This is a genomic window from Aeromonas sp. 600724 (assembly GCF_049175135.1).
Taxonomy (GTDB): Bacteria; Pseudomonadota; Gammaproteobacteria; order Enterobacterales; family Aeromonadaceae; genus Aeromonas; species Aeromonas veronii_A.
Genome location: NZ_JAAKUM010000001.1, coordinates 44,968 through 57,329, shown reverse-complemented (window position 1 = coordinate 57,329; position 12,362 = coordinate 44,968). Strand labels below are relative to the sequence as shown.

At 57.2% G+C, this 12,362-nt stretch carries 9 protein-coding genes; all 9 read right to left on the bottom strand.

Annotation, left to right across the window (positions count from 1 at the left end):
- Nucleotides 1–56: 56 nt before the first annotated feature.
- The 9 genes from rmf to G5168_RS00210 all read right to left on the bottom strand — a co-directional run bounded on the left by rmf (nt 57) and on the right by G5168_RS00210 (nt 12,256).
- Nucleotides 57–236, bottom strand: coding sequence for a ribosome modulation factor (gene rmf, locus G5168_RS00250; RefSeq protein ID WP_005315693.1), 180 nt, complete (start codon nt 234–236; stop codon nt 57–59).
- A gap of 158 nt (nt 237–394) precedes the next feature.
- A complete protein-coding gene (locus G5168_RS00245; protein ID WP_421172905.1) occupies nt 395–2,308 on the bottom strand; it encodes an ABC transporter ATP-binding protein in 1,914 nt (637 codons plus the stop codon).
- 73 nt (nt 2,309–2,381) lie between these two features.
- A complete protein-coding gene (locus G5168_RS00240; RefSeq protein ID WP_421172906.1) occupies nt 2,382–2,612 on the bottom strand; it encodes a glutaredoxin family protein in 231 nt (76 codons plus the stop codon).
- Nucleotides 2,612–4,807 (bottom strand): bifunctional 23S rRNA (guanine(2069)-N(7))-methyltransferase RlmK/23S rRNA (guanine(2445)-N(2))-methyltransferase RlmL, encoded by a 2,196-nt coding sequence (rlmKL, locus tag G5168_RS00235; protein WP_421230996.1) that lies wholly within the window; start codon nt 4,805–4,807, stop codon nt 2,612–2,614. The genes G5168_RS00240 and rlmKL overlap by 1 nt, the downstream gene beginning before the upstream one ends.
- Nucleotides 4,808–4,946: 139 nt before the next feature.
- Nucleotides 4,947–5,072 carry a type B 50S ribosomal protein L36 gene (gene ykgO / locus G5168_RS00230; RefSeq protein WP_005336596.1) on the bottom strand — a complete coding sequence of 42 codons (126 nt, stop codon included), beginning with the start codon at nt 5,070–5,072 and terminating at the stop codon, nt 4,947–4,949.
- Nucleotides 5,073–5,336 (bottom strand): type B 50S ribosomal protein L31, encoded by a 264-nt coding sequence (locus G5168_RS00225; protein WP_005336598.1) that lies wholly within the window; start codon nt 5,334–5,336, stop codon nt 5,073–5,075.
- A gap of 366 nt (nt 5,337–5,702) precedes the next feature.
- Nucleotides 5,703–6,239 carry a cell division protein ZapC gene (locus G5168_RS00220; protein ID WP_201937840.1) on the bottom strand — a complete coding sequence of 179 codons (537 nt, stop codon included), beginning with the start codon at nt 6,237–6,239 and terminating at the stop codon, nt 5,703–5,705.
- Between the two features lie 90 nt (nt 6,240–6,329).
- The gene (pyrD, locus tag G5168_RS00215) at nt 6,330–7,340 is read right to left on the bottom strand and encodes a quinone-dependent dihydroorotate dehydrogenase (protein WP_005336601.1); all 1,011 of its coding nucleotides are present in this window, start codon (nt 7,338–7,340) and stop codon (nt 6,330–6,332) included.
- Between the two features lie 77 nt (nt 7,341–7,417).
- A complete protein-coding gene (locus G5168_RS00210; RefSeq protein WP_421251658.1) occupies nt 7,418–12,256 on the bottom strand; it encodes an NAD-glutamate dehydrogenase in 4,839 nt (1,612 codons plus the stop codon).
- Between the last annotated feature and the right edge of the window lie 106 nt (nt 12,257–12,362).

The window sequence follows — 12,362 nt, the reverse complement described above, 5'->3', positions numbered from 1 at the left end:
AACGCAAAGGGGCCACAACGGCCCCTTTCCTTTTGTAATGAGTGATGAAGTACCTGCTACTTCATGAAGAGGCCTGAGCCCCGCCCTTCCATGGCGTCACGCCAACCACCAAGCCAATGCCCTCGGGCATCCAGGCATTGATACGGACACGCTTCTTTCTGTTTGCCGACCACGCCAGCCTGATAACCACGAGCACGAGCTCTTTCCAGACGGTCCCGCTTCTGTCTCTTCATCATCTACGACCCTCTTCGTGGAACAAAAAAAGCGACCAATTCTGCATCGGTCGCTTTCATCTTTACTCCTGCGAGCGCACTCGGTCAAACAAAAACTTCCACCCTAACCGGGCTATGTGACACAAGGCACTGAACTGGATTAAGTTTTAATTACAGGGAACTTACTCCTTATTTTTGAGTCCTTCCAGCTCTTCCCAGCGAGCAAATGCCTGCTCCAGCGCGGCTTCAGCGGCATTGAGCGCATCGAGTTTCGGCTGGGTTTTATCTGCCGGCAGCGAGAAGAACCCAGGCTGGTTGATCTCGCTTTGCAGCGCATCCAGCTCGGCTTCCAGCTGCTCAAGACGAGCAGGCAACCCTTCCAGTTCAAGCTGCAGCTTGTAGGAGAGCTTCTTGCTTTTCTTCGGCGCTTCTGGCGCGGTGGCTACGACCGGCTCGGGCGCCTTGACCGGTGCACTCTTAGCCTGTTGTTGAGCGTTCTGCTGTTCGCGGGTCGCCATCATGTCGGCGTAACCACCCACGTAATCGCTGATGCGGCCATCCCCTTCAAACAGCCAGCAGCCGGTCACTGTGTTGTCGATGAAGCGACGATCGTGACTGACCAGCAGCAGGGTGCCGGGGTAGTCGGAAAGCAGCTCTTCCAGCAGCTCCAGAGTCTCGACGTCGAGGTCGTTGGTCGGTTCATCGAGGATCAGCAGGTTGCTCGGCTTGAGGAACAGCTTGGCCAGCAGCAGCCGGTTCTTCTCGCCACCGGAGAGCGCCTTGACCGGCGTACGGGCCCGCTTGGGCTCGAACAGGAAGTCCTGCAGGTAACCGAGGATATGACGGGAGCGACCACGCACCATCACCTCCTGCTTGCCCTCCCCGACGTTGTCCACCACCGTCTGCTCGGGATCGAGCTGCTCGCGGTACTGATCGAAGTAGGCCACCTCCAGATTGGTGCCCCCCTTGACGGTGCCACGGGTTGGCTCAAGCTGACCCAGCAACAGCTTGATCAGGGTCGATTTGCCGCAGCCATTGGGGCCGACCAGCGCAATCTTGTCGCCACGCAGCACTTGCAGATCGAGCCCCTTGAACAAGGTGCGATCGCCAAAATCCAGCCCCAGCCCTTCGGTCTCGAACACCAGCTTGCCGGAGCGATTGACCTCGTCCAGTTGCAGCTTGGCCTTGCCCTGCAACTCGCGACGCTGGGAGCGCTCCATCCGCATCGCCTCAAGTGCGCGCACCCGGCCTTCGTTACGGGTACGGCGAGCCTTGATACCCTGACGAACCCATACCTCTTCCTGGGCCAGTTTGCGGTCGAACTCGGCATTCTTCAGCTCTTCAACCCGCAGCCACTCCTCTTTTCCCTGCAGGTACTCGTCGTAGTTGCCAGGCCAGGAGGTGATGACGCCGCGATCAAGATCGATGATTCGGGTCGCCAGCTTGTGGATGAACTCACGGTCGTGGGAGATAAACACGATAGCGCCGCGAAAATCCTTGAGGAAATCTTCCAGCCAGTTGATGGCTTCGATATCCAGGTGGTTGGTCGGCTCATCGAGCAGCAACAAGTCGGGATCACAGGCCAGCGCACGGGCCAGCGCCACCTTGCGCAGCCAACCGCCAGAGAGACTATCGAGGGTCACATCGGGATCCAGCCCCAGCAGGGTCAACACTTGACTGATGCGGGTCTCGAACTGCCAGCCGTTCTGATAATCGAGCTGCTCTTGCAACTCGCTCATCTTGCGAATGTTGGCGTCTGACGGATCGCTCGCCAGCTCCATGGAGATGTGATGGTATTGCTTGAGCAGCTCCCCTACCCCGGCCAGCCCTTCGGCGGCATAGTCAAATACCGTCAGCTCGCTGGAAGCTGGCGGATCCTGCTCAAGGCGGGTCACTTTCAAATCTTGCTGCAGCACCAGACGTCCGTCGTCCAGCGGCAATTCGCTGGCAATGACCTTCATCAGAGTGGACTTGCCCGCTCCGTTGCGACCAACCAGACAGAGGCGCTCGCCCCGCTCGATGGTCAATTCGGCATTGTCGAGCAGCGGGAAATCACTGAACGACAGACATGCGCCGTGCAATGTTAAAAGAGCCATGTGTGTTCCTTATTTCATATGAAAAAAACGGGCAGCAGACTGGGTCTGCCCCCGTTTTATCGTCAAATCACTCTCACCCCTGACGGGCGGCCCAGCTTTTGAGCTCGACCAGCGTGAAGGGCCAGCCAAGCTCGCGGCCTGCCTCGTCACGCAGCACCGGAATGCGCACCCGATAGGCGGCAAGCCACTGCTCATCATCCATGATGTCGCACTGGCAGGTGGTAGCGGCAAGGCCTGCCTCCTCCACCAGCGCCCAGGCCTGCTCACACAGGTGGCAACCGTCGGTATGAAACAGGGTCAGCATCACGCCTCGCCTTGCTCCGGCGCATGAGTGATGATCCAGCAGTTGTGGATGTGCTGGTTACGTTCGAAATCCTTCGGTCGCGTCTTCTGGGTGATGTTCTGGGCCTTGAGACCAGTGGCCTCTAGACCGGCCAGATCCATCTTGAAGTGACGCTTGTTGTTGGAGAAGACCAGAGTGCCGTCCGCCGCCAGCAGGCGCTTCAGGTGCTGCATCAGCAACAGGTGATCGCGCTGTACGTCGAAGCTCTCGTCCATCCGCTTGGAGTTGGAGAAGGTGGGCGGATCGATGAAGATGAGGTCGTACTGCTCATCGGCTTCAGACAACCACTTCAGGCAATCTGCCTGGACAAACTTGTGCTGACGGCCCACCAGCGAGTTGAGACGCATGTTGTCCTGCGCCCAGTTCAGGTAGGTGTGAGACATGTCGACTGTGGTGGTATCGCTGGCACCGCCAAGACCTGCGTGCACGGTGGCACTGCCGGTATAGGCAAACAGGTTCAGGAAGCGCTTGCCCTTGGCCATCTGACCCAGCATGCGGCGAGTCTGACGATGGTCGAGGAACAGGCCGGTATCGAGATAGTCGTAGAGGTTGACCCACAGACGGGCACCGTACTCCTGCACTTCCATCCGGTGCTGCTCTTCGGAGAGCTTCTGATACTGCTGTTTGCCTTCCTGACGCTCACGCACCTTCAGGATCACCTTCTCGCCGTCCATGCCGGTCACCTTGATGGCGGCCTGCACCATGTCGAGCAGACGCTGACGGGTCTTCTGGGCGGGGATGTCCTTGGGCGCGGCATATTCCTGCACCACCAGATAGTCCTGATAGCGGTCGATGGCAGCGTTGTATTCCGGCAAGTCGGCATCGTAGATGCGATAGCAATCGATGCCCTCTTTGTTGGCCCATTTCTCTAGGGTTTTCAGATTCTTACGCAGACGGTTGGCAAAGTCCTGCGCGACCTCTTTTTGGGAAGCCACGGAGTCCAGTGCGATTTGATAATTGCGCAGCTGACACTCGAGGGCGCCGTTGAACAGGCGGTATTGCTTGTCGGCGCGCAGGCGCAGACAGCTCAGCAGCTCGGGCGATGCGGACAGAATGGAGACTTTCCAACCCTGGAAGCTACGACGCAGAGCATCGCCCAGCGCCTGGTGCACTTCCAGCAGCGCCGGAAATTCGCCAAGACGCTCGCCATAAGGTGGGTTGGAGATCAGCATACCGACCTGGCGGGCCTCCCCTTGACCTTCTTCCCCTTCAACAGGGGCAGGCATCGGCAGCGGGTTTTCCAGCTTGGTGACATCGGCTTGCTTGAAGGTGATGAGGTGCGCCACACCGGCCGCTTTGGCGTTATCACGGGCTTTGAGCAGCACACGCTGGTCGGCATCACAGCCAAACAGTTTTACTTCGCAACGCTGCATGCCGCGTTTGGCACGCACTTGTGCTTCCATCATCAGGCTCTGCCACAGCTCGCTATCATGCTGCAGCCAGCGATCGAAACCGAAGCGCTCGCGACGCAGCGCCGGCGCCATGTCGGCGGCGATAAAGGCCGCTTCGATCAGCAGCGTACCGGAACCGCACATCGGGTCCATCATGGGCTCACCGGCCCAGCCACTACGGGCAATCATGGCGCAGGCTAGGTTTTCTTTGAGCGGAGCTTCACCGGTGCCCTGACGATAGAAACGCTGATGCAACGCCGGGCCTGACAAGTCCAGCGTGATATTGGCCTTGCCTTTGCCCAGGTGCGCCATGATGCGAATATCCGGCGACTTCTTGTCCACGTCCGGACGCACGTGACCGCGCTTGGTGAAGCGGTCGACGATGGCATCCTTGATCTTCAGCGCGCCATATTGGGTATTGCGAATGGCAGGGTTGGTACCGGTAAAGTCCACCGCGATGGTAGAGGTACCGGAGAAGTGCTCTTCCCAGGGGATTGTGTGGGCGCCCAGATAGAGATCCAGATCATCGTTCATCTGGAATTCGGAGAGCACCAGCACGATACGGGAGGCAAAACGGCTCCACAGGCAGGCCTTGTAGCCAATCGCCAGTTCGCCTTTGAAATGGACGCCAGCCACGGTCTCACGGACCTGCTCTGCGCCAAGATTGGTCAGCTCGTCGGCCAACAGGTTTTCCAGCCCCTTGGGGCAGGTTGCAAAAAATTCTTTCATCACGCTCACGGGGAACCCATAAAAATAGTGCCGCATTATACCTCATCAGGCGGGCTGGAGCATGCAAAAGTCGGCGCAAACAGCAGGATGGAAACAGATTGATAGGTGGCGAAAAGGTAAAAGGCCCCATGACTACCCGATGGCGAGATCATGGGGCCAGACATCATTTAGCGGATCACTTCATACGAGCCTTGAAACGGGGATTGCTTTTGCAAATCACGAACAATTTGCCCCGACGGCGCACCAACTGACAATCGGGATGACGCGCCCGTGCGGATTTGAGTGAACAGACGACCTGCATTCAGGACTCCTTCTTGCTTGAAAATGCGCCAAAGCGCTTGTTGAAACGGGCCACACTCCCCTCGCTCGATACCTGCTTCTGCTTGCCGGTATAGAACGAGTGCGACTGGCTGGAAACATCGAGCGATACGTAGGGATACTCCTTCCCATCTTGCCACGTATAGCGGCGATCGCTCTTGATGGTTGAACCTACCAGGAAAAAGGCATCTGCCGCCGTGTCATGGAACAGCACCAAACGATAATCAGGATGAATATGAGGCTTCATAGCAACTCCATTTTGTTATGTTATAACAAAATGTAAGTGAGAATAGCTCTCGTTTCAAGCATAAAATGTCGTATGTAGAAAATCGCAGCAGTGAGTGATGTGTTGATAGCTAGGTGAAGGCACTACGCAAGCAGAACGAAACTAGAGGGAGGCACCATGCTTACAGCACGGAATACCAAGATACTGCGTGGTGCAAGTGGATGTAACAAGCCTCAAGAGAGGCTGGATCACAACTATGAAGATCAATCAGAATGGGCAAGATGTTCGCGGATCAATGAAGTATCAGAAACGAGGCACGATTGAGGTGACAACAGTAAAAACAGGCAGCGGTGTAATCACAGAGATAAAACGATTGATGAAAATATATCAACTAACCTGACGATATTGCTCGGTCACGGTAATACGCGGTTTCATCCGGTTATTCATCACCTTGATCACCCCGAAACGCGGCAAAGCTTTACTGGTGGTCAATACCAGATCGGCAGTGAGGTTCAAACAGACGCTGGCCTGCTCCCCTGCCTCAATGACCATAAATTCGCCGTTACCATGGGGTGTATTCATCAGGACCAGATCACCGTTTTGCGGGCTCACTTGCGGATGTTGTTCACTAAAAAACCAGCTTTGCGGCATCAGGGGTTTATAAAAACGACTGACCGCGATGGCATTAAGCACCAACTGAACCTGATGCGGAATACTCCACTCAAGTTCGGCTGCTTTATCCATCAACTGATAATAGAGGGCGGCATCATCGACACAAAAAGGCTGGGTCGCAAACGAGCTGGGCACCAATTGTCGCCCTTTATACTCGGTCGCAAATAACATGTTATCAGACAGGTCCAACATCAGACGGTCACTCTGGGCATCGTAGTGCCATTGCCAGCTATCGGTCGGTTGGATAAACATGTTGGAGCCCTTACTTGATAATTACCAGTTGACTTTATTCCATATGCAGGAAATCAGCAACGTCAAATAAAGGGCTCCTCCATCAATTTCTTAAATATTGGTCACAATCTCTTTGACCAGCCCCGGCCCTTTATAAATAAAGCCGCTATAAATTTGCACCAGACTGGCACCGGCGGCCAATTTTTCACGGGCGGCCATAGCACTATCAATACCACCCACCCCAATAATTGGCAGAGCACCATTGAGCGCCTTGGCCAGATGACGGATCACCTCGGTACTCTTGTGCTGCAGCGGACGACCACTCAGGCCACCCGCTTCACCGGCGTGGGGCATGTCATAAATCATCTCGCGCTCGAGGGTGGTATTGGTGGCGATAACCCCATCAATACCATTTCGTACCAGCGAAGCGGCCACCTGATCTATTTCTTCAAGGCTTAAATCCGGGGCAATTTTAACCGCCAGCGGCACATACTTTTTATATTGGGCGGCCAGCTCTTGCTGACGCACCTTGAGGGCGGCCAGCAATTCATCCAGCGCCTCGCCATATTGCAGCGAACGCAAACCCGGGGTGTTGGGGGAAGAGATATTGACGGCAATATAACCGGCATGATCATAAACCTTGTCCATGCAGATCAGGTAATCATCCTTGCCCTGTTCGATGGGAGTATCTTTGTTCTTGCCGATATTAATGCCGATGACTCCCTGATATTTGGCCTCTTTCACCTTGGCCACCAGATGATCCACACCCTTGTTGTTGAATCCCATCCGGTTGATGATCCCCTCTGCCGGAATAACCCGGAACAGGCGCGGCTTGTCATTGCCGCTTTGGGGTCTGGGGGTGACGGTACCGACTTCGATAAAACCAAATCCCATGGCGCCCAGCGCGTCAATGCACTCACCATCTTTATCCAGACCGGCTGCCAATCCCACCGGATTGGCAAAAGAAAGCCCCATGACAGTGACGGGGCGTTTCGGCAAATTCTGGCGGAAGAAACAATCGAGTGGCGTACCGAGAAGGCGGGGCAAATACTTCATGGAGAGATCGTGAGCCTGTTCCGGATTGAGTTTGAACAGGAAATGCCTGGCGATGGGGTACAACATCTTTGCTCCTTAAAGAAAGCCCCGGCAACTGGCCGGGGCTTTGGGTGTAATGTCGGTGTCATGCCTTAATCTGGCAATTAAAGTGCCCGACAATTCAACTGGAGCAGGTTCAACTCTCGCAAGGCCACCGAGAACTTGGCGAACTCGTGGGTACTGGTGGTCTTGAAGTCGGCCAACATGTGGGTCCAACGGGACAAGAGTTGCTCATGCTCCGAAATCCAGTCGGCCAGTATGGTAGCGCATTCTCCCTGATCTTTGCACCCTTCCAGTACCACAGAAGTGAGACTGCGTTGCTGCCAGTCAAGATCTTCGCGGAAGGAGGCTCGCGCCATCGCCTGCCAGTGGTTGCCGACCGGCTGATGGTTGATCTGGTCGAGGAACCAGTGCAGATCCAGTTTGGCTCCGAGGCGATAGTAAACGTTGGCGGCACGCAGGATATCGGTCTTGTGCTCCGCGGCAATTTGCGCCAGATCCAGGCTTGAGAAGAGGCTGCTCATATGGGCGACCTGACGGGCAATGGCCTCAGGCACCTGTTTCTCCATCCACTTGGCAACAGCCTGACGATGCTCGGCCACTTCGCTCTCATCCATCACCTCGTAGAGGTGCTTCCCTAAGGTCTCGAACGCCGGACGGAAGAAGGCGATGTTCTCGCTAATGCTCCAGCTGCGATTGCGGGCACGCAGGAACCAGCGGGTGGCACGGCGCACAATCCGGCGGCTGTAGAACATCAGCTCGAGCTGAGTCTGGGCATCCACCAGATTGTCGCACCCTTCGATATCGCGCCAAAGCTGGTTCATGCCAAACACTTCGCGGGCCATGGCAAAGCAGCAGGCCACTTCGGCGACCGAGGCTCCGGTCTCGTCCTTCATCCGGCTGGCGAAGTTGAGCCCCATGTCGTTAACCAGCATGTTGGCCACCCGGGTAGCGATTATCTCGCCGCGTAGCGGGTGATCGGCCAGCTGGGCACCAAACTGCTGCTGCACCTTGGCCGGGAAGCTGGTGACCAGCATGTTGGCGAGGAAGGGCTCGTCGGTCACTTCCGGGCAGTTGAGCTGCTCTTTCAGCACCATCTTGCCGTAGGCCACCAACACAGCCAGTTCGGGGCGGGTCAGTCCCTGCCCTGCCGCCATCCGTTCGGAAAGCTCCTCATCGGATGGCAGGAACTCCAACGCACGGTCGAGCTTGCCTTCCCGCTCCAGTCCCTGAATAAAGCGCTGCTGCTCTTTCAGTTGTTCAGAGCCGCGGAAGCTGGTGACCGAGATAGACTGGGACTGGCGATAGGCGTTGGTGATCACGATCTGCGCCACGTCGTCGGTCATCTCATACAGCATCTGGTTACGCTGCTTGAGGGTCAGATCCCCTGCCGCCACCAACTGGTTCAGCAGGATCTTGATGTTCACCTCGTTGTCGGAGCAATCCACCCCGCCCACGTTGTCGGTAAAATCGGTATTGATGCGACCGCCCTGACTGGCGTACTCCACCCGGCCGAGCTGGGTAAAGCCGAGGTTGCCCCCCTCACCCACAATGCGGGCCCGCAGATCGCGACCGTTGACCCGCAGAGCATCGTTACTGCGATCGCCCACCTCGGCATCGCTCTCGCGAGCGCTCTTCACATAGGTGCCGATGCCGCCGTTCCACAGCAGGTCGACATTGAGGCAAAGCAGTGCCTTGATGAGCTCGTTCGGCGCCATGCTGGCCTTGTCGGTGCCGAGTAGTGTCTGCATCTCGGGGCTGAGCTTGATGGATTTGGCCGAGCGCAGGAAGATGCCGCCCCCTTGTGATATCAGCTCGCGGTTGTAGTCATCCCAGCTGGAGCCCGGCAGATCGAACAGGCGCTGGCGCTCGACAAAACTCTTGGCCGCATCCGGAGTGGGGTCGACGAAGATGTGCATGTGGTTGAACGCGCCCACCAGCCGGGTGTGCTCGGAGAGCAACATGCCGTTGCCGAACACGTCGCCGGCCATGTCCCCAATCCCCACGCAAGTGAAGTCGGTGGTCTGGCAGTTGACGCCAATTTCACGAAAATGCCGCTTGACCGACTCCCAGGCACCACGGGCGGTGATGCCCATCTTCTTGTGGTCGTAACCGACCGAGCCGCCGGAGGCGAATGCATCGCCGAGCCAGTGACCGTATTCGAGGCTGATCTCGTTGGCAATATCCGAGAAGGTGGCTGTGCCCTTGTCTGCGGCGACTACCAGGTAGTAGTCATCCTCATCGTGACGCACCACGGATTTGGGCGGGATCACCTCGCCGCCGATGATGTTGTCGGTCACATCGAGCAGGCCACGAATAAACAGGCGATAACAGGCCTTACCCTCCTCCTGGATGACAGCACGGGGCGCCCCCACCGGCATCTGTTTGCAGTAGAAGCCGCCTTTTGCCCCCACCGGCACAATGACGGTGTTCTTCACCTGCTGGGCTTTCACCAGACCCAGCACTTCGGTGCGGAAGTCCTCTTTGCGATCTGACCAACGCAGACCGCCACGAGCCACTTTACCCCAGCGCAGATGCACCCCTTCCACCCTCGGCGAGTAGACAAAGATCTCGAACTTGGGTAGCGGCAGCGGCATGTCGGTGATGCTGGACGGCGCCAACTTGAAGGAGATGTAGGGCTTGATGTTGCCCGCCTTGTCCAGCTGGTAGTAGTTGGTGCGCAGGGTAGCGTCAATCATCTCCACATAGCGGCGAATGATGCGATCGTCATCGAGGTTAGCAACCTGATCCAGCTTGGCGGCAAGCTCCTCGTGCAGCTTGGCCTGTACCTTTGCGTCCTGCTTGCCGGCAGGATCCAGGCGCTGTTCGAACAGGGTAAACAGCAGTTGGGCGATATCGGGGTAGCGGGTCAGGGTCTCTTCGATATAGGACTGGCTGAAGGAGACGCCGGTCTGGCGCATGTATTTGGCATAGGCTCGCAGCACAGAGACCTGACGGCCGGTGAGACCCGCCCCCAATACCAGCCGGTTGAAGCCATCATCTTCCAGCTGCTTGTTCCAGATGGCGGCAAACGCCTGCTGGAAGCGCTGCTGGCTCTGGGCCAGATCAAAGGGCTGCTCGCCATGCAGCAGCATGGAGAAGTCGAGGATCCAGAACAGATCGCCGCCCGGAGTGCGAACCTGATACGGAGTCTCGCCGATCACCCGCAGTCCCATGTTCTCCAGCATCGGCAGCACGTCGGAGAGGTGAATGGGCTCGGTGCGGTGGAACAGCTTGAGCCGTACCCGACGATCGTTCTCCTCCTCCTGCGCGCGGTAGAACAGCATGCCCAGCGGCTCGGCTTCGCTCAGGTTATCGAGCGCCATGATGTCGGCCACGGCAGAGCCAGGCAGCACATCTTCCTTGTAAGCACGGGGGAAGGCGGTACTGAAACGGCGACGCAGCTCGTTGCCACGGGCCTCGCCATAGTGGGAAAGCAGCACGGAGTCGAGTCTGTCGTCCCAGCTGCGGGCCGCTTCAATCAGGTTGTTCTGTACTTCGTTCACATCCACATCCACGTTGTTGTTGTTGACCCGCACTATGTAGTGGGTCCGCGCCAGCACGCCTTCGGTGAAGTAGACGTTGAACTCCACCTCTTCATTGCTGCCAAAATATTTCTGCAAAATTTGCTGGGTTTTGATCCGCAGCGCCGTGTTGTAGCGCTCCTTGGTGACATAGACCATGCAGGAGAAGAAGCGACCATAGACATCGCGGCGCACGAACAGTCGCAGCATGTCCCGCTCCTGCATCTCCAGCACCCCAAGACCGGTGGCCAGCAGCTCCTCTTCACGAGCCTGGATCAACTCATCGCGGGGATAGGTTTCCAATACGTTCAGCAGCGCCTTGTAGGCGTGGGAGCCCTTCTCGTGACCGGAGGCGGCCATGATGCGCTCGAGACGATGGCTGATGAGCGGGATCTGGGTCGCGCTGGTGTTGTAGATGGAAGAGGCGTAGAGGCCGATGAAGCGATCTTCCCCGATCACCTTGCCATGCTCGTCAAAGCGCTTGATGCCGATGTAATCCACATAAGCCGGACGGTGCACCCGGGACTTGCTGTTGGATTTGGTGAGGATCAGCAGGTCAGAACTCAGAGCGGCGTGACGGGCGCTGGCCGGCATATTGCCAAGGCGCTGACCCACCTCCTTGATGGAGTTTTTCATCAGCCCAAGGCTGGAGCTCGCCTGCGGCAGGATCTCGTGATCCCCCTCCACTGCCTTGACGTCGTAACGGCGATACCCCATCAGGGTGAAGTTGTGGGCAGCCACCCATTTGAGGAAGGCAACGCAGGAGGCCACCTCCTCCTTGCTGACCGGGTGTTTGCGCTTGGGCAGTTCGTCAATGATCTCATTGAGCTTGGCCAGCATGGGCTGCCAGTCGCCCACTGCCAGCGCCACTTCACCAGCCACCGAGTTGAGCTCGGCAGCCAGCGCGGCCATCTGCTCCTCGCTGGTGAGGTGATCGATCTCGATAAGGAAGGCCGTTTCAACCGAGGTCTGCCCATCGGTGTTGTCGAGCGCCAGAATGGCGTCAATCTTGCCATCCGCTCCACGAATGAGGTGCAGCGGTTGGTGCAGCATCATGTGGGCGGTGATATTGAGCCGCTTGAGCGCCATCCGGATGGAGTCCACCAGGAAGGGCGAGTCCTGCAGGATCACCTCGACGATGGTATGGGGCGATTGCCAGCCGTGACGGGTCAGCTCGGGATTGTAGACCCGGATGTAGGGATCGGTACCGCTGCGATGATTGAGGGCATTCCACAGGCTCAGGGCCGCGCCGTAGAGATCGCTGTCATTGCGATCGTGCAGATCGGAGCTCGCCATGTTGCCGTAGAACTTGGCAACGAAGCGCTCGACCAGAGAGGCACTGTTTTTTGGCAACTTCTGATGGATCAGGCTGAGAACGTTTTCGAGCAGAACTGAGGTAGGGGCGTCTTTCAATGCCATTTTTATATTCCTTATCGGACGACATTAACCACCGACGCAGAGGCAACCACCCTGGTTACCCGCTGGTGCAGAGTTGTTGCGAAGTGTAATGGCTTGGCTAAGGGAA